This is a genomic window from Pseudomonas sp. SBT1-2, assembly GCF_028640875.1.
Lineage (GTDB): Bacteria > Pseudomonadota > Gammaproteobacteria > Pseudomonadales > Pseudomonadaceae > Aquipseudomonas > Aquipseudomonas chlororaphis_I.
Genome location: NZ_JAQZAA010000114.1, coordinates 14,215 through 31,170 on the forward strand (window position 1 = coordinate 14,215; position 16,956 = coordinate 31,170).

The window sequence follows — 16,956 nt, forward strand, 5'->3', positions numbered from 1 at the left end:
GAAATCTGAGGATGTCGCAATGAAACTTCGAACAGTGGTCCTGATTCCGGTGGTTGCAGGTTGCTTTTTTCTGGCCACGGCCCAGGTGCGTGCGGACCAGCTGGCTGATGTCAAAACCAAGGGGACACTGCTTTGCGGGGTCCTGGATATTTTCGAACCCTTTGGCTACACGGACACCGGCAGTCGAGCCGTCGTCGGTTATGACGTGGATATCTGCAATGCGGTCGCCAAGAGACTCGGCGTCAAGGCGGATATCAAGCCGGTATCCATCGAGGCGAGAATCCCCCAACTGCAACAGGGCCATATGGACCTGCTGGCAGCCGGCCTGGCGTACTCGGCACAACGTGCCGGGCAAATCGACTACTCGGATGCCTACTACGTCAGCCAGAACATTGTCGCGGCGCGGAGCAGCCGTGGCTTCACCTCTATCGGCGATCTGGCGGGCAAGCGAATCAGCTTCGTGAAGGGTTCCATCAGCGAGAACTACATCAAGGAGCAGATACCCACCGCCACGGCCATCGGCTTCGAGGATGTATCGACGGCTTTCACCGCCCTGATGCAAGGCAAGGTCGAGGGTTTCAGCACCTCCGAAGAGACCTTCCATAAACTTGCCAGCCGTCTCGGCGCCAATGCATCCAGCTACGCCATCGTTCAGCCTGCAATCGGCCGCGAGGTGTGGGGGCTGGGGGTGCGAAAAGGCCAGAAGGCCATGCTCCAGGCCGTCAATGGCGCCTTGCAGGACATGGAAGCGTCCGGCGAAAGCCAGGCGATTTTCGACAAGTGGCTCGGCGCGCAAACCCTGTACAAGATGAATCGCTCGTTCAAGGCCGAACCCATCAAGTGAACGGAGAACAGCGCCGGACCTTCGCTGGTTGGCCGGCGCTCTCCTCCCCCCATCGTTTCGTTGAGGATGTCGTCATGCCCATTATCCGGGTCGAACTCCTGCCAGGCCGAACGCAGCAGCAGAAAGCCTTGTACGCCGCCGAAGCGACTCGGCTGGCCGCCGAAATCCTGAAGTGTGCGACTGAATCCGTCGACGTGATCTTTACCGAAACCGCCCCCCAGGACTGGGCCCGAGCTGGACGCCTGTACTCACCTGTACCCGACTAGCCCAACCTCTCTAGCCGTTGTCAGGGGAGTTTCTGGGCATGACGAACTGGCAATCCGCCCCTGACCACCGAGAGATTGCCAGCATTCAAAATGCCCATTGGTTATCTGCCCCATCCGAGAAGCCGTTCTACCGGCAATTTGGTGATGGCAAAGCCTGCCAGCAGCAACAGCGAATAGAGGATCAACTGTCGAGAGATGGGCGTGCCTTCGTACCAGGCGCCGAGAAGGACGGCGAATACTGGAAAGATGATGAATACGAACGACAGAATGACCGGGCTCAAGCGCTTGAGCAGGAAAAAATAGACAATGAAGCCACCCACGGAAGCCACCAGACCGAGATAGGTCAATGCCAGCCAGGAACGCGGCGTCACGCTGGCAAGGTCGGGATGCTCCAGCGCCAAGCCCGTCATGAACAGTCCCAGCCCGGCAATGCCGATCGGCAGGGTATTGAATGTAATGACCCCTATCTCGGCGCCTCTCTGCTTGGTCATGACATAGCAAAGGGCGTGCATCACAGCCGCGATCAGGATAGCGATCACTCCGAAAAGCTCCGAGTAATCGAGATGCAGTCCTTGTGTCTTGATAATCATGAACAAGCTGCCGAAGCCAATGGCTATGCCGACAACTTGCGAAAAAAATATCTTTTCTCTCAGAAAGATCGACGAAAAGATCAGGATGAAGACCGGCATGCTGCTGAACAAAAGTGCTGTCAGCCCGGAAGCTACAGACTGCTCGCCGTAGTTCAGCAGGTAATACGGCACGCTGAAGTAACACAGGGTGACGAAGATGAAAAAACCGAAGCTCTTGCGGGGGAAAAATATCGATTCACGCCGTACCCATGCAAACCCCAGGAACAGCGGAAAGGCGATCAAGAAACGCAAACCTGCAGCTGTCAGTGGTGGCACGCTCTCCACCGCTATCTTGATGCCGAGCCATGTGGTCCCCCAACTGAGACAGACCACCAGAAAGAGCAATGTGGTGACCAAGCCCGCCATCCATCTCCCTGCTGCAGGCTGATCCTGCACTTCCATGCTGATTGACATGTTTTTATTTGGCTCCTAAGGTGATTTTTTAATATTGATAGGATTTATTCCTAATGAATTATCTTATTCGCTCAATATTTTTGATTCGATATCAGGTTAATTTGAGGAAAATATGCCCGTCAAACCCGTTATTGACACCATTTCAATCTTCAAGAATGCCCTGCAAGAGGGTCCTGGGCCCAAGTACATGCGGCTTGCTCAGGGCATAGAGCAGGCCATCAACAACGGCGCTATCGGACAAGGTCTCAAACTTCCGCCACATCGCATCCTGGCCGACAAGATTGGCGTTACTGCCGGAACCGTCAGTCGGGCCTATTCGGAATTGGAGCGCATGGGGCTGGTCATGGCGCGGGTGGGCGATGGCACCTTCGTTCGTGCACGCGAGCAGGAACGCCCTCGCGATGCCGGCTTTCGCAACTTCATCGAGGCAGCGGATGAATGCCACGATATGAGTCGCAACATGCACATCCCCGGTATGGAAGCCACGTTGCTGGCGCGCACGATGGCGCAGCTGTCGGGAGATGTGGAGCGACTGCAGGAATTGATGCTCTACACGCCAGACATGGGTATTCAGCGCCACCGACAAGCCGGAGCCCAATGGCTGGCGCATGGCGATTTCAGGTCATCGGCCGAGCAGATCCTCTGCGTCAATGGCAGCCAGCACGGCCTGCTGACGGTCCTCATTGCAATGCTGCGTGCTGGAGACACGCTGGTCACAGAACACCTCACCTATCCAGGCCTCATCAGCGTCGCTCGATTTCTGGGTATCAAGGTCCTGGGTATAGAAATGGATGAGGAAGGGTTGATCCCTGCATCGCTTGCGGAGATTTGCGGCATCAATCGAGTCTCTGCTTTGTACTGCACGCCGACGATACAAAATCCGACCACAGCGATTCTCAGCCCCGAGCGCCGTAAGGAAATTGCGCAGATATGCCGCGAACACAATGTGCTGATCATCGAGGACGAGACCCATGGCGTGCTGATGCAGGACAGGCCAATGCCAATCGGCATGTACGCACCTGAGCGCGGGATCATCATCAGCAGCTTGAGCAAAGGAGTCGCCGCGGGACTTCGGGCTGGATATGTCCATGTACCGCAGGCGCTGGTAGGACGCCACGCCGCAGCGATTCGCAACAGCTGCTGGATGGCTTCGCCACTGCCCCATGAGATCGCCTGCCTCTGGATTGAAGATGGCACTGCACGCTCACTGCTGCATCAGCAGATAGCGGAAATAGAGCGCCGTAAGCAGGCGGTCGAAAAACTGCTGCAAGGGCTGACCTACCGGACCCATCAATACAGCCCTCACTTCTGGATCGAGGTACCGGCTCCCTGGCGCGCATCGGAAATCGAGTACTCGCTACGCCAGCGTAATCACCTGATCTCGATCGCCGATGCCTTCAGCATCGGTAAAGGCACGGTTCCACAATTCGTCCGCGCGAGCGTCAGTAATGCCTCTGGCGGTGATCAGGCCCTGCATGATGGGTTCGCGATGCTCGCCCAGGTGCTGCGCCACGGAATCAATCAAGAGTCCTCGATGCTTCTATAGAATCCATTCAAGTGTTGCACCAAACACTTTCCGCAGCCTGCAGTCGGTACCGCAGCGAGGCAAGCACCACAACCGGTGTCCAAGGTTAAGGCCAGTTCATGAAAGACGGGCTCAGTCACACAAGAGAAGCCCTCAGAGGATGTCTTTTTGTTCCTGCTGCACTACCTCAGTTGTCTCGGAGTCGCATTCAAGTGCTTCTTCAAGAGGCGGCGCAAAGCCGTTGGATCGCTGAAACCCACTTGCTCGGCGACAGACTCCACCGAGCATCGACTACTTTCCAGTAGCGCTCGCGCCCTATTCAACTGGACAGTTCGAATTAAGTGCAAAGGCCCATGCCCTGTAGCCTTGGATACCCGCCTGGATAGCGTTCGGGTACTCATTCGCATCTTTTCCGCCAGAGAATCAACACTCACCGGCATTGGAAGCGACACCTCGACATGAGCGATCAGCTGCGCAATCAGCTCACCATGTGCCATCAACGCCGGCACCATAAAGGGTGATTGCAACTGCCGCTGATTTAGAAGCAAAGCTTTGGCCACTGCGGCGACCAGTTCCGGACCAAAACGTTGGCCGATCAAGTGCATCAATAAATCGGTGTGCCCCAAGGCTGCGCCCGCAGTAACCAGGGGAGCATCCTCAATCACCATACGGTCCGGGTCGACGTTACAGCAACCTGCCGCTAGCTGCCGCAATGTGGCGGCCAGCCACCAAGTCGTCGTAACCGTTTTCCCTTCAGTCAGTCCAGCTGCGTGCAAGAGAAATACGGCTGAACATGACGCCGCAACAGTCCCGCCAGCGGCCACATGCTGACGTAAAGCGGCCAGCACTGACTCAATCTCAGGCTGTAACAAACTCGACTCCAACTCAGTCGAATCATCAACATCCAACCCAGGAAGAATCCAGCAGGCTCGTCCATCAGACGGGAGTGTCAAACTCTGAGTGAGCAGACTCAGACCTCCACCTAATGAAATGGGCCCCTCTACTGTTGAGCAGACAATCCAGCGTGGCTCTGGCAAACCTAGCCGTGGCGCCAACTTTGATGCAGTTGAAAGTATGTCCAAGGACAACGTGACACTGGAGGCAAACGCCCCAGGGGGGACAACAACAATGAAATCGTTCATTGGCCGATTCTGCACGAAAGATGTCTGATCAGCCAATTCCGCCTCAAAGCGGATAACGCTTCAATGGTGTCCCTCTCATCAGGAACATCCATTCATGCCAAACATCACGATTAAACTGCCCGCCAATGTGCTGAGCGAAGGCACCATTCAACAACTTCTGGCAGCTGTTGACTGCGCAGCAGTAGAAGCCACCGGGCTCGGCAATGATCCTCGTCAGCGGCTTCTGTGTTGGGTCATGCTCGATGAGGTTGCTGATTCACGCTGGATGTGTGGTGGGCGTAGCGACTTCGACCAATTCATACCCTGCCACATACAGGTACTGGCTCCTGCCGGAGAATTGAATGCCGGGCGCCGGGCTCACTACGCCGCAGTACTGCATAAGGCAATTGCCGGTTGCCTGAGCGCCGAAGATCCTCGTGTGCTGATGACCTCCATCGTGATAAACGACGTGGTGGATGGAACCTGGGCCGCTAACGGCGATATCTGGCATCTGTCGGATTTCGTCAGGGTTGCCGGTTACGCACGTCAGGATGTTGTGACAGACATTTCACCCCAGTAGATATAACCACTGCAGCTACCTGGGGCTTCTGCCTTTGATGGCGGCGATTGAAAAGCTGAATGGGTGGAATCGCCGCCATCTCTGCCCATTCAGCTTTTCAAAGGGTCTCGCACAGAACCTAGGCACTTAGCTGCTTGATCCAGTCAAGGCTCGCAACAGTAGCGCCGGAGGGGCGGTATTCACAGCCGATCCATCCTGGGTAGCCACGCTGCTCCAGCGCCGCGAACAAGGCAGCAAAGTCCATGCTCCCCGTTCCCGGCTCGTGACGGCCCGGGCAGTCGGCAATTTGCACATGGACGGTCCTGTCATAAAACCGGGCCAGAACCCCGGCTGCATCTCCGGTCAGAAGCTGGGCATGGTAAAGATCGAGAATCAGCCCGACACTCGCAAAGCGCTCCAGCACCTGATGCGCCTTGTCGAAGTCAGACATGTAGTAGTCCGGCATCGCCTGCGCACTGATCACTTCGATAAGCGGCCGCAGCCCCTGGTCTTCGAAGTATTTGACTGCGTACTCCAGGTTGCTCCCAAAGGTAAGCGCCGCCTCATCCTGTGTCGTCACTCCTGACATGATGTGGACATCCGAACACGCCAGCGCCTTGGCGTAGCTCACAGCCTGGCGCAAGCCGTCGCGAAACTCTTCTTCCTTGCCCTGCAAGGCAGCGATGCCTTTGGTAACCCCGGCCGGTGCCGCGAACTGAATCAACGACAGGCTGTGCTGAGCCAGGTGGTCGGCCAGGAGACTGGCGTCGAACTCATAGGGCGACGGGAACTCCACCGCCCGAAAACCAGCGGCGGCGGCAGCCTCGATGCGCTGCAGAAAAGGCCATTCATTGAACTGGAAACCGAGATGAGCATTGAACTTGAGCATGGGGTAAACATCCGTCCTGGGAAGAAATGAAATCATCGGCCTGAAGCATCCTGCGCATCTCCAGCACCGCACTGTCGGGCGTAGTCAACACCGGCAGACCGGAGCGAGCCTGCGCCTGCCCTGCGGCGCTGGTCATTGAAAACTGGGCGAAACAGATCAGGTCGCAGGCGTCGACCTGAGTGGCCATTTGTGCGATGGCGCGATCGTGACCTTCCTTGTCCCCTTCACTCAACGCCTGCATCGCCCCAGGGACAAAATAGGGCACCAGCTCCAGCGCTCGACCGCTGCGCTCAGCCGCTTGCCTGAACTCGGCCATGATCGAGACGATGGTCGGCTCGAACGTCGCCAGCACCGCAATACGCGATGCTTGCGTGAGAGCCAGGTTGATCATGGCTTCGTTCGGCTTGAGTAGTGGAATGGCAATCTCGGGCTTGCACAGGTCGATGGCATCGCCAAAAGCCGAGCAGGTAAACAGAATCGCGTCCGCTGCGCTTTGCACGGCGTAATGGGACAGCGTCAGAAAGCGCGCCTTCATGCTCGCGGTCAGTTCGCCCTCCTCCACGCGGTCCCGGGACAACGAGTCTTCGAGCAAATTGATCACCTGTGCCTGCGGCCAATGCCGGGCAAAGGCCGTCGCGATCGGATCGATCGCCAGTGCCGTCGCGTGGATCAGGAAAATACGTGGAGCCTTCATGCTCATGTACCTCGACCAGATTGTTCGCCCCATCCGCCAGTGCTCTTTGTGCAGATCCCCACACCTTCGTATGGTATTTTCCAACTCCAGTCCGGTGGGGGCTCCCGCCCCAGCGGAAACGGACTGACGTCAATCATCCGAGAGAGAGCCTGTGATCAAGAAAGACCTCGCCTTGCAGTTGGCCCCCCGCGTTATCGAGATGATTCGCGCGCGCTCGATGAAAGCCGGCGAGCCGTTGCGCGAGCAGACGTTTGCCCAGGCGCTGGGTGTTTCGCGCTCGCCGGTCCGGCGAGTGTTTGCCTTGCTCGCGGAATGGGACCTCGCCATCCAGGAACCCAATCGTGGCTACTTTCTGAAACAAGACGCCGGGCAGATTCAAGAAACGACCTTCCCGCTCGCCAGCGATCCTTTCGAAGACTTTTACCTTCGGGTGGTCGACGACATTCTGGGGGGCGAGATACCTGAGCACTTTTTCGAAGCCCAGCTGCTGCGCCGTTACGAAGTGCCGCGCGGGCAGTTGCTCAAGGTCTTGAACAGGCTGGCCAGCGAAGCCATGGTGGAACGCAAGCCGGGGCAAGGATGGGGTCTGAAGGACTTCGTGCATAACGCCCAGGCACACATCCAGAGCTACCGCTTCCGCATGGCCATCGAACCGGCGGCCCTGCTCGAGCCGGGTTATCAGGTCAATCACGCCGCGTTCGCCCAGGCCAGGCAGCAACAGCAGGCCCTGCTCGACGGGGATATCCAGACCTTGTCCCGTGCCCAGCTGTTCCAGGTGGGCGCCCAGTTTCACGAACTGATCGTGCAGTGCTCCGGCAATGTGTTTTTCATCGATGCCATACGCCAGCAGAATCAGCTCAGGCGCTTCATCGGCTACAAGGCCAACGTCGACCGCACCCGTCTTATGGCGCAATGCCAGGAGCACATCCATTTGCTCGACCTCATCGAATCCGATCGGCGCGAAGAAGCCGCGCAATTTCTCTGGAAGCATCTGGACGAAGTAGGTCGTCTCAAGACTCAACAGGACGTCATGCCAGATGTGGGGATATAGAGCGCGCCCCTGACACCCGTTGACTGATCGAGGCTTTGTCGGAGCGCTCCAATCATCCGCCGGCCAGCTTATCACGATTGTTTTTAATAAACACAAAATACAAAAACACCGCCATCCCGACGACGTGATGTGCCCGCCGCCCAATCCAGAAAACGGCACCTCTACCCCCAAATCCGTCGACCTCCAAAAATTCATTGGTGGGCTGGCCGCGCCGGACCTCAAGGACGCCGTCGTCAAACAGATTGTGCTTCCAATCGGCTCACCCAAACCCTGGAAAGAGGCCCACCCCCTCCTTGCCAGAGTCCTCGACCAGGCGATCAACGTGACGAGCCAGATACCTGTCGATGATGGCCATAGACAGGATCCCGCTGCCCTTTTTCTCGCATCAGGCTTTCGAGCAAGCAGGCGGTGCCCAGTCACCCATGTCGGGGTTGCTGCACACGTCGTTGACCATGGTCTGGCCACGGGCAGCGATTTTCTGGCCTTCCTCACGCTTGGCCGTGGCTTGCTGCAAGGTGCGCTCGGTGGTGACGGCTTCTTTGGGCACATTCTTCTTCGTCGTCGGCTTGACGCTGGCCTTCTTGTTGGTCGCCTTCTTATCGGTGGCGGCCGGAGGCTTCACGGCGGCCACCTGGGCGACGTCCTGGCGTTGCACACCGACCGTCTGCAGGTCTTTCTCATAGGCTTGGGTGTAGACATCGATGCTCTCGCCCGCACGCCCGTCCACGGCGGCCATCAGCTCGTTGGTTTCCTTCAGGCCGCTGACGATCTCGGCCAGACGCAGGCGCCCTTCGCTGTCGCTGATCTTCTTCGTCTTGCGCGCATTGAGCAGTGAGGTGAATTCACGCTGGTAGCAGTTCTGCGCGGTACGGGTGTAGCTGATGCTGCGGTCGATTTCGCCGGTACTGTGGTCGATGTCGCTGGCGTAGGAAGCAATGCGCGCACGGTCGTCGCTGATCTGCTTCTGGCGTTCGCTGTAGTAGCCGGTCGCGCCGCCGACCAGGGCCCCGGCGGCGGCGCCTATCAGGGCATTGCGGCCGGCATCGCCGCTATTGCCGACCAGGGCCCCGGTCAGGCCGCCGAGCAGGCCACCGGCAATGGCGCCGGTGGCCACCGACTTGGTCATCGACTTGTCGGAACTGCGCAGCTGGCTGACCGGCTCATAGCATTGCGGGTAGTACTCGACCTTGGTCTGGGCCGCGACCTTCGAGCTTGGAGCCCCGAAGCCCGCGCATCCGCCCAGCAGCAGGGCGCAGCAGACCGCGGTAGGCAACGGCAGGGTACGAGCAAGGATCGAAGCGCAGTTCTTGAGTGAAGTATCCATGGTCATGTCTCTCCTTTTTGTGCGTATCAATTCCGTTTCGGCTTCTGCGCAGCGTGAGCGCTGTCCGACGTGAGCGAAGCCTGCCGACGCTACATCCAGCCTAGCTGGTCTTCGCCGCCACCGACGGCCGTTCCGACACCCTGCTCAGGGTCCAAGCAGCTCCTTCAGGATCGTCTCCGGATCGGCTCGGCGCTGCTGGCGAAACTGGCCCACGTGCCTGACGAAAAGCGTGGCCCGGGCGACCAGGCTTTTTCCCAGTACCGGCTTGTGATTGAGCTCTTCCCGGGTCCGCTGGAACTGCGCCTGGATCACCGCGTCGGTGTAGCGCGTTCCGTTCGCCAGGTTGTCGATGTAGATCGCCAGGGCACCCTCGAGCGCACTGCGCCCATTGGCGATAGCCGTTTCATAGAGCTTGGCGGTGGCTTCGTCCTGGGCGGCCCGCGCCTGATCGCGATCCTTCTTCAGGTTGGTCAGGCGAATGTTGTAGTTGTTGACGGTCTCGGCCACCAGGGCCGCCGACTGGATCAGGTTGCCGGCGGCCTCCTCGCGCTGCCGGGCGATCAGCGACACGTTGCGCTTGAGTTCTTCGTTCACCCGCGCCAGGCGGGCCTGCAGGTTCGGGTCGGTGCTGCTGGCGATGAGACTGTCCAGTAATTGGGTCGGGTCTTCGGCAGCCTCGATTTCATCGGTCAGGCCTGCCAGGCGGCCCTCCTGCTGCCACTGCTCGAACAGTTCCTCGTAGCGGGAGCGCGGTGCCGACAACGCCCCCAGCGCCACCCGGAAACCGGTGGTGGCGTTGCGCTGTTCGCTGCCGTCGGCGGCGAACAGCGGGTATTCCCGGCGCATGCCGGTGAACAGCGTCAGCTCGCCTTCCAGGTAGTTGCCGCCCTTGACCACGAAGCCGCCGTAACTGCCCTGGCGGCGGCCGGCGTGGACCAGTTGGAAGGACTCCTGGACCATCTCCGCGGCATTGCCGATCACGTCGAACAGTCCCAATGGATTGGGGTTTTTCAGCCCGACCGGCAACAGCCGCGCGCCCTGCCCCGTGCCCCCGGCGACCTGGCTGAACACTGCCCAGTCCCCTAGCGGGCCATCGCTGTCGCTGCCTTGCACCTTGCGCGGAAACAACCGCGCCTCCAACGCCTGGCGGCTGACCGCCTGGCCACCGCGGGCGGCGAATTCCCACTCCACTTCGGTCGGCAGGCGGACGAAGCCCATGCCGCCGTCCTCGGCCGCTTTGCCGCGGCCGCTGACCGGCAACCGGTCGCGGTGGTACTTGAGCAACCAGGCGCTGTACACCGCGGCAAAACGCTCGGCCTCGAGGCGCGACAGCTTGACCTTGGGCAAACGCGCAGACATGTCGTTCATGGGGGCGCAGGCCGGTGCCTCGCCCTGCCCCGCCAAGGCCGCCTCCTGGGCCATGACCAGGGCGTATTGGCGCTCGGTGACCTCGTATTTGCCGACGAAATAGAACATCGGCTTGAGCAGACTGTCGGCCCCGCTCTTGGGCAGGGCCGGGGCGATCCTGGCTTGCCAGTCGGCCGGCAGGTCGTCGAGGACGAACTGACCGTTGATGTAGTCGCGCCGGTAACCGGAGATGAAGGATTGCCGGTAGCCCGGATCGTCATCGCTGAAGGGGTAGCCGAGATTGACCTCACGGTCGTCCAGGGTGCCCTTGGCGAGGACATAGACGTAGCGGAACACCAGTTCACCTTCGCAGGGCAGCGGCAGGCTGAGGTCATCGGGCAGCGGTTTCGGATTATCCGCCGGGGCGCTCTCCGCCTGTACTGTGCCGGCCAGCGCCAGCATGACCAGAGCCTTCAGCCAGACCAGAGCCCTCAGCCAAACCAGGCCCCTCAGCCAGACCAGAACCCTCGGCCAGTTACACATCGCGCAATCCTTCCGATGCTTCGATCCGCGCCGCGCGCCAGCCACCGCAGGCCGCCGCCAGCAGGCAGCAGAGCAGCGTCAGCAGCAGGGCCAGCAGGTAGTGGACCGGCAGCAGCCGGCAGGCGTACTCCCCCGCCGCCGGTGCGAACAGCCGGTTCAGCCCGGTTTCGGCCATGCCGTACAAGCCCCAGGCCAGCAGCAGGCCGAACACCCCGGTGTACAGCGCCTGCAGTACGACGAAGGCGATCAGGGCGCCGGTCGAAAAACCCAGCAGGCGCAACACCGACAAGGCCCTGCGCTTGCGCTCGACGGCGGCCAGGGCGCTGGCGGTCATCGCCGCGAAGGCCCCGGCCAGGGCCAGGCTGGCGATGATCCAGAACACCAGGGTCAGGTTGTGGCTGAGGGAGCGCACCTGGGCGATGATGCCGGCCTGGGTCGCGACCTCAAGCCCGCGCTCGGCGAAATACCGGCGCAGGCGCTCCACGCCGTCCAGGTCCACGGCGTAGAGACGGAACCCCGGATACACCCGCGCCGGGTTCAGCTGTGGCTCATACCCAGGCCAGGCCTGGCCGTCGCGGTAGTCTTCGGCGGCCTCTAGCAGGGCCAGGGGCGCGAACAGCGCATCGCGCGGGAAGGCCGCGAGTGGCAAGACCCCCTGCACTCGCAGGCGGGTGCGCTGGTATTCCTGGCGCCCGGCTACCTGACGGCCGAACGCGGCGCTCAGCACGTCGCCGCCCTGGACCCCGAGTTTCTCCGCCGCCCGCTGGCTGAGCAGTACCTGGTCCGGCGCCTGGAGCAGTTGCCCGGGCGCCACCAGCGGGTCGCCCGCGGCGGTGGGGATCATCTCGACCGTCAGGGCCTGGCCGGCCGAGTCCGGGTAGAGGTCGGCAGTCGCGGCGATCTGTCGGGTACGCGGCACGACGAAGGCGACTTCGGGACGCGCGGCCAGTTCGGCGATGGCCTGGGCGCTGAAGCGTCCGCCGCCCATGGGCACCACTTCGCGCACGGCGGGGTCGCGCTCCAGGCGTTCGGTCAGGGTAGTGACCAGGCCGAACTTGAGGCCGAACAGCACCAGCAAGGGCGCGAGTACGGCGACCAGGGCCAGGACCGCGCAAGCCGACAGGCGCACCTCGGCGCGGTAGTCGTGCCAGGCCAGCAGGGCCATCAGGGCAAGCCGCATCAACCACCTCCCGCCAGCGTCGCGGTGACCCCGCCATCCGCGCCGCGCTGCACCTGCAAGGGATGCAACTGCAGCCCGGCGCGCCGGGCCAGCGCCTCGTCATGGGTGGCGACCAGGATGCACACGCCGCGCTCCTCGGCCTGGGCCACCAGCAGCTGCATGACCCGTTCGGCGTTCAGCGGGTCCAGCGAGGCGGTGGGCTCGTCCGCCAGCACGATGCTCGGTCCATGGGCCAGGGCCCGGGCGATGCTGACCCGCTGGCGCTGGCCCACGGAGAGTGCCGCCGGCAGCTTGTGCAGCTGGTCGGCGATTTCCAGCTGCTCGGCCAGGCGCCAGATCGTGGCATCGGCCGGCAGGCCGAGCAGCGCCCGCGACAACCCGATGTTGCGCTGCACGTCGAGAAACCCCAGCAACCCGCCCGTCTGCAGCACATAGCCCATGACCCGGCTGCGCAGCCCGGCCAGCACATCCTGGCGGCCGCTGCGCCAGAGCCCGGCGACATCCAGCGTACGGTCGTCGGCGCGGCATTCGAAGACGCCGCCCGGGTCCGGCGACAGCACCAGGGCCAGCAGGTCCAGCAAGGTGCTCTTGCCGCTGCCGCTGGGGCCTACCAGGGCCAGGCGCTGACCCGGGCGCAGGTCGAGCTGGGGCACCACCAGGCTGTAACGCTGTGGCCCCTCGCCGCGGGTCTTGCGGATATCCCTGAGCTTGAACATCAGGGCAGCGTCGCCAGGGGCACGCGGTACAGCGCATCGCCCGGCTGGGCCTCGCCGAAGCGGACCCAGTTGGCAATGTCGTTGTGGAAGGTCTCGTACAGGCGGATCTTCGACTCCAGTTCGTCGATGAAGTCCTGCTGCTCGGCCACGCTCAGGGACAGCCAGAGGTCCTGGGTCATGCTCAGCGATTTGCTGCGATACGGCAGGCCGTCCAGGTACTCGCCGAGGATGCCGCCTTCGACCAGGTTGCCGCCCTGCTTCAACCGCGTCGGGTCGCGGCTCATGTGGGCGCTGGCGCTGGCGATTTCCTGGAAGAAATCCTTGGGCGAGGTCTGGGTACGGCGGGCCGCATCGACGATCAGTTTCAGCGACTGCTGCAGGTCGTTGAGCTGCAGCTTGGTCAGCAGCACGCAGACCTGGAAGGCCGGCAGCGAGGGGTTGGTCAGGTCATGGTCGGAGGTCCAGGCGGTGATCAGCTGCGGCGCACGGACCGCCGACTGGCGGCCGAGAAAGTCCATTTGCATGGCGTAGCCGATGGCCGTGGCCTTGCTCGCGACGCTCGCTGTCCCTTGTAGCGGCGGCAGGCTCGGCAGCTGGTTGTTGCGCGCCTGATGCACCTGTTCGGCGAATACCGAGCCGATCTCGGCGACCGTGTCGCCGAAGCGGCCGACATCGCCGCCCGCCACCGGAATGTACAGGTCGCCGATCTGCGGGTTGGCGTCGGCCGTCAGGCTGCGGTACTGCTGCTCGGCGAAGCCGTGGTTTTTCCGGCCGGCCTCGGTGCGCAAGTGCAGCGCATAGATCTTGACCTGTTTGCTGAGGGCGGCTTCGCGCACCTCGGCTTCGTTCATCTGGGTGCGCCCCAGCGGATCGTTCTTGCGCAGGGCGCCTGCGTCGGTGACCAGCAGGATCAGCCGCCCGGCATAGGGGCTCCAGTCCGTACCCTCGACCGCCGCCATCACACCGGCGAAGGCATCCTCATTGAAGGCGTGGCTGGACACCTGGGCGGCCTTGACCTGGCCAGCCAGCTCGAGGAAGCGCTGTGGATCGCGACCCTCCTCCAGGCTCACCAGGGTTTGCGCCACATATTCCAGGCCCGGGGTCTTCTCGACATTGCTGCGAAACCCCACCAGGCCGAAGCTGACGCTGTCCAGGTCGCCACGGCTGGCGATCTGCTGGTGCAGTGCCTGCACGACCTTACGCACCCGGTCGATGTAGGGCTGCATCGACACCGAGGTGTCGACCACCAGCACTATCGCCGTGCGGAAGGCATCGCTGCCGGCCCTGGCCGCCCCCTCGGCCTTGCCCTGGGGCGTATTGCCGGGGTCGATGGAGGCCACGTTGAGCAGTTGCACCGGCTGGCCGTTGGCATCGAAGCTCTCTCGGGCCTGGAAAATCGGCAGCAGGTAGAACTGGTCCTGGGGGATGGCGCTGGCCACAGGCTCCAGCGCGACGATCTGCGGGTCCACGCTGCCTTCGTTCTGCGCCTTGTGCAGGGCCGCGCGGGCCTGCGCCGTGTCAGCCAGGAACCGTTCGAGGCTGCTCTGCTCGCGCAGGAACATGACCGGCGAACGACCGGAGCGCTCGGTGAATTTCAGCACCAGGCTCTGTTTCCAGTCACTGACCTGCTCGGCCGGCAACCAGCCATCGCGCTGGCCATCGCTGGCGGCGCCGACCTCCAGCCAGTTGCCACCCGCCACCGCCTTGCGCTGATAGACATACAGCACCGAGAACGCCGGCAGCGCCGCACCGTCGGGCGCCGCCCCGGGCTGGCCGGACACCTGTGCGCCGGGCTTGCTCAGCACCCGCTGGAACAGGGTTTTCTTGCCCGGCATCAGCAGCGGACGGTCGCCGCCATCGGCGTTCGTCGCCAGCGGCGGTTGCGCTGCGCTGGCCGTCTTGGCGGGCAAGTCCTGCGCATCGCCAGCCGGCGTTTTTTGCGCCTCGACCTGGTCGTTTTGCGGTTCCACCGGCGGCGCCGGACGCAGCCACCAGTAGCCCCCGCCAGCCAAGGCCAGTACCCCGGCCACGACCACACCGAACAGTGCCCATAACGGTCTACGCGACCCGGCCGGCGGCTCTGCGCCGAGGCTTGCGGCCCGGGTGGCTGTGGCGGCTGGCTCGGGTGCGTGCTCAGGCGCGGGCTTTGGCGCAGCGAGCGGCGGCATGTCGAGGGAAACCGGCGCCAGCCCGCCCAGGTCGGTCGTCGCGGATTGGCCGGCGGCCGCCGCGGTGGGCGGCAACGGCAATGGGCGCAACTGCGTCGCCTCGGCCTCGGCCGGCCCGGCGGGCGGCAGATGGTCCAGCGCGGCGATCAGGGCATCGGCATCGGCAAAGCGCTCGGCCGGGTCCTTGGCCAGCAGCTTGCGCAGGATCCCCTGGTAACGGCCGTGGGCGATGGGCAGTTCGGGCAGCGGCTCGGTCAAGTGGGCCAGGGCCGTGGACAGCGAGTCGCTGCCGATATAGGGCAGCTTGCCGGTGAGTATCTCGTAGAGCACCACCCCCAGGGCGTAGAGGTCGGTGCGCCCGTCGATCTGCTGGCCGCGGGCCTGTTCGGGGCTCATGTAGCTGGGCGTGCCCACGGCGAAACCGGCCTGGGTGAACTGGGTGTGGTCCTCCAGGGACTTGGCGATGCCGAAGTCCGAGAGCACCGCCGAACCGTTGGCGCGAAACAGGATATTGGCCGGCTTGACGTCCCGGTGCACCAGGCCCTGGGCATGGGCATACCCCAGGGCCAGGGCGATCTGGCGCAGGTAGACCAGGCCCTGCTGCGGGCTGAGCCCCTCGGCAATCCGCTCCTTGAGCGTCCCGTTCGGCAGGTACTCCATGGCCATGTAGTAGAAGTGGCCGACATTGCCGATGTCGTAGATGGTCACTGTGTGCGGGTGGGAGAGCCGCGCCAGGGTCTTGCCCTCGCGCAGGAAGCGCTCACAGAAGCTGCGGTCGGCGGCCAGCGCGGCGGCCATGACCTTGAGCGCCACCTTGCGCTCCAGCGAGCGCTGGGTCGCCAGGTAGACCGTGGCCATGGCGCCCTCGCCCAGCTCGCGCTCGATCGCATAGCCGGGAATGTCCATGTCCAGACTCGAGCGTTCTTCAGCTGATGCGTTTTCAGTGGGCATTGACGACTACCGCCGTGATGTTGTCGGGAGCGCCCCGGGTCAGCCCCAGGTGCACCAGGCTGCGGACCACCTCATAGGGGCTCGCGTTGCCCAGCACGTCGCGCAGTTCATGGTCCTCGACGGTCTTGGTCAGCCCGTCGCTGCACAGCAGAAAGCTGTCGCCGGGACGCACATCCAGGTCCACCGCCGAGAGCTCCAGCCGGTCCTGGGTGCCCACGGCGCGGGTGACGATGTTGGACATGGGGTGCTCGCGCGCCTCGTCCTCGCTGAGCAGCCTGCTGTCCAGCAACTCCTGGACATAACTGTGGTCATGGCTGATGACCTCCAGCTGGCCCTCGCGCAGGCGATACAGGCGGCTGTCGCCGGCCCACAGGCAGGTGGCCTTGTCACCTCGGGCGGCCAGCAGCACCAGGGTGCTGCCCATGATGCCGACCCCGCGCTGCGCGGTTTCCTGGCGAACTGCCGCGTTGGCCTGCTCCAGCCCCGCCCGCAATGCCTGGACATAGGCCGGCAAGGCGGGCTCGGGCGGGATGGCGCGCAGCGTGTCGACGATCAGGCTGCTGACGAAGTCGCCCGCCGCATACCCGCCCATGCCGTCGGCCACCGCCCAGAGGCCGGCTTGCACGGCATCCAGACAGGCATCCTCGTTGACCTGACGCACCATGCCGACATGGCTGTGGCTGGCGGATTCGTAACGCGTTACGGCTGACGACATGCCCTGGCTCCCGAAATGTC

The 16,956-nt window shown here is 62.7% G+C and carries 15 protein-coding genes; 5 read left to right on the forward strand and 10 right to left on the reverse strand.

Going from position 1 to position 16,956, the window contains the following annotated elements; translation table 11 throughout:
• Nucleotides 1–19 precede the first annotated feature (19 nt).
• Both PVZ78_RS28350 and PVZ78_RS31895 read left to right on the forward strand, forming a co-directional pair.
• Nucleotides 20–844, forward strand: a complete 825-nt coding sequence (locus PVZ78_RS28350) for a transporter substrate-binding domain-containing protein (protein WP_028682159.1) — start codon at nt 20–22, stop codon at nt 842–844.
• 74 nt (nt 845–918) lie between these two features.
• The gene (locus PVZ78_RS31895) at nt 919–1,110 is read left to right on the forward strand and encodes a tautomerase family protein (protein WP_016703037.1); all 192 of its coding nucleotides are present in this window, start codon (nt 919–921) and stop codon (nt 1,108–1,110) included.
• 101 nt (nt 1,111–1,211) lie between these two features.
• Here the strand turns inward: PVZ78_RS31895 and PVZ78_RS28355 are convergent, their stop codons facing one another.
• Nucleotides 1,212–2,105 (reverse strand): DMT family transporter, encoded by an 894-nt coding sequence (locus PVZ78_RS28355; protein ID WP_124302336.1) that lies wholly within the window; start codon nt 2,103–2,105, stop codon nt 1,212–1,214.
• A 160-nt stretch (nt 2,106–2,265) separates the two neighbouring features.
• Between PVZ78_RS28355 and PVZ78_RS28360 the strand changes: the two genes are divergently transcribed.
• On the forward strand, nt 2,266–3,699 hold the full coding sequence (locus PVZ78_RS28360; protein ID WP_038633312.1) for an aminotransferase-like domain-containing protein: 1,434 nt from the start codon (nt 2,266–2,268) through the stop codon (nt 3,697–3,699).
• Nucleotides 3,700–3,860: 161 nt separating this feature from the next.
• On the opposite strand, the gene PVZ78_RS28365 is transcribed toward PVZ78_RS28360, so the two are convergent.
• Entirely contained in the window at nt 3,861–4,820 is a 960-nt protein-coding gene (locus tag PVZ78_RS28365) for a GlxA family transcriptional regulator (protein WP_273829613.1), read from the reverse strand.
• Nucleotides 4,821–4,914: 94 nt separating this feature from the next.
• On the opposite strand from PVZ78_RS28365, the gene PVZ78_RS28370 reads away from it, so the two are divergent.
• The gene (locus PVZ78_RS28370; protein ID WP_053269323.1) at nt 4,915–5,379 is read left to right on the forward strand and encodes a tautomerase family protein; all 465 of its coding nucleotides are present in this window, start codon (nt 4,915–4,917) and stop codon (nt 5,377–5,379) included.
• A gap of 118 nt (nt 5,380–5,497) precedes the next feature.
• On the opposite strand, the gene PVZ78_RS28375 is transcribed toward PVZ78_RS28370, so the two are convergent.
• Complete coding sequence (locus PVZ78_RS28375) at nt 5,498–6,247, reverse strand: hydroxypyruvate isomerase family protein (RefSeq protein WP_038633315.1); 750 nt, start codon at nt 6,245–6,247, stop codon at nt 5,498–5,500.
• Nucleotides 6,207–6,941 carry an arylsulfatase gene (locus PVZ78_RS28380; protein ID WP_009049551.1) on the reverse strand — a complete coding sequence of 245 codons (735 nt, stop codon included), beginning with the start codon at nt 6,939–6,941 and terminating at the stop codon, nt 6,207–6,209. The genes PVZ78_RS28375 and PVZ78_RS28380 overlap by 41 nt, the downstream gene beginning before the upstream one ends.
• A 151-nt stretch (nt 6,942–7,092) precedes the next feature.
• Between PVZ78_RS28380 and PVZ78_RS28385 the strand changes: the two genes are divergently transcribed.
• Nucleotides 7,093–7,992, forward strand: a complete 900-nt coding sequence (locus PVZ78_RS28385) for a GntR family transcriptional regulator (protein WP_273829614.1) — start codon at nt 7,093–7,095, stop codon at nt 7,990–7,992.
• A 385-nt stretch (nt 7,993–8,377) separates the two neighbouring features.
• On the opposite strand, the gene tagQ is transcribed toward PVZ78_RS28385, so the two are convergent.
• The 6 genes from tagQ to PVZ78_RS28415 all read right to left on the reverse strand — a co-directional run bounded on the left by tagQ (nt 8,378) and on the right by PVZ78_RS28415 (nt 16,936).
• Nucleotides 8,378–9,316, reverse strand: coding sequence for a type VI secretion system-associated lipoprotein TagQ (tagQ, locus tag PVZ78_RS28390; protein WP_009049553.1), 939 nt, complete (start codon nt 9,314–9,316; stop codon nt 8,378–8,380).
• Nucleotides 9,317–9,460: 144 nt separating this feature from the next.
• Complete coding sequence (locus PVZ78_RS28395; protein WP_443218366.1) at nt 9,461–11,206, reverse strand: SUMF1/EgtB/PvdO family nonheme iron enzyme; 1,746 nt, start codon at nt 11,204–11,206, stop codon at nt 9,461–9,463.
• Nucleotides 11,199–12,386 carry an ABC transporter permease gene (locus PVZ78_RS28400; RefSeq protein WP_273829616.1) on the reverse strand — a complete coding sequence of 396 codons (1,188 nt, stop codon included), beginning with the start codon at nt 12,384–12,386 and terminating at the stop codon, nt 11,199–11,201. Before PVZ78_RS28400 ends, PVZ78_RS28395 begins: the two co-directional genes overlap by 8 nt.
• Nucleotides 12,386–13,102: an ABC transporter ATP-binding protein gene (locus PVZ78_RS28405; RefSeq protein WP_041989567.1), complete on the reverse strand. Its 717-nt coding sequence runs from the start codon at nt 13,100–13,102 to the stop codon at nt 12,386–12,388. The genes PVZ78_RS28400 and PVZ78_RS28405 overlap by 1 nt, the downstream gene beginning before the upstream one ends.
• Nucleotides 13,102–16,176: a serine/threonine-protein kinase gene (locus PVZ78_RS28410; protein WP_414885665.1), complete on the reverse strand. Its 3,075-nt coding sequence runs from the start codon at nt 16,174–16,176 to the stop codon at nt 13,102–13,104. The genes PVZ78_RS28405 and PVZ78_RS28410 overlap by 1 nt, the downstream gene beginning before the upstream one ends.
• Before the next feature lie 34 nt (nt 16,177–16,210).
• Nucleotides 16,211–16,936 (reverse strand): PP2C family protein-serine/threonine phosphatase, encoded by a 726-nt coding sequence (locus tag PVZ78_RS28415; protein ID WP_016703051.1) that lies wholly within the window; start codon nt 16,934–16,936, stop codon nt 16,211–16,213.
• Between the last annotated feature and the right edge of the window lie 20 nt (nt 16,937–16,956).

Excerpts from the sequence above, each read along its gene's own strand:
- PVZ78_RS28350 (WP_028682159.1), top strand. The coding sequence starts at position 20 with ATGAAACTTCGAACAGTGGTCCTGATTCCGGTGGTTGCAGGTTGCTTT.
- PVZ78_RS31895 (WP_016703037.1), top strand. The coding sequence starts at position 919 with ATGCCCATTATCCGGGTCGAACTCCTGCCAGGCCGAACGCAGCAGCAG.
- PVZ78_RS28355 (WP_124302336.1), bottom strand. The coding sequence starts at position 2,105 with ATGGCGGGCTTGGTCACCACATTGCTCTTTCTGGTGGTCTGTCTCAGT.
- PVZ78_RS28360 (WP_038633312.1), top strand. The coding sequence starts at position 2,266 with ATGCCCGTCAAACCCGTTATTGACACCATTTCAATCTTCAAGAATGCC.
- PVZ78_RS28365 (WP_273829613.1), bottom strand. The coding sequence starts at position 4,820 with ATGAACGATTTCATTGTTGTTGTCCCCCCTGGGGCGTTTGCCTCCAGT.
- PVZ78_RS28370 (WP_053269323.1), top strand. The coding sequence starts at position 4,915 with ATGCCAAACATCACGATTAAACTGCCCGCCAATGTGCTGAGCGAAGGC.
- PVZ78_RS28375 (WP_038633315.1), bottom strand. The coding sequence starts at position 6,247 with ATGCTCAAGTTCAATGCTCATCTCGGTTTCCAGTTCAATGAATGGCCT.
- PVZ78_RS28380 (WP_009049551.1), bottom strand. The coding sequence starts at position 6,941 with ATGAAGGCTCCACGTATTTTCCTGATCCACGCGACGGCACTGGCGATC.
- tagQ (WP_009049553.1), bottom strand. The coding sequence starts at position 9,316 with ATGGATACTTCACTCAAGAACTGCGCTTCGATCCTTGCTCGTACCCTG.
- PVZ78_RS28395 (WP_443218366.1), bottom strand. The coding sequence starts at position 11,206 with ATGTGTAACTGGCCGAGGGTTCTGGTCTGGCTGAGGGGCCTGGTTTGG.
- PVZ78_RS28400 (WP_273829616.1), bottom strand. The coding sequence starts at position 12,386 with ATGCGGCTTGCCCTGATGGCCCTGCTGGCCTGGCACGACTACCGCGCC.
- PVZ78_RS28405 (WP_041989567.1), bottom strand. The coding sequence starts at position 13,102 with ATGTTCAAGCTCAGGGATATCCGCAAGACCCGCGGCGAGGGGCCACAG.
- PVZ78_RS28410 (WP_414885665.1), bottom strand. The coding sequence starts at position 16,176 with ATGGACATTCCCGGCTATGCGATCGAGCGCGAGCTGGGCGAGGGCGCC.
- PVZ78_RS28415 (WP_016703051.1), bottom strand. The coding sequence starts at position 16,936 with ATGTCGTCAGCCGTAACGCGTTACGAATCCGCCAGCCACAGCCATGTC.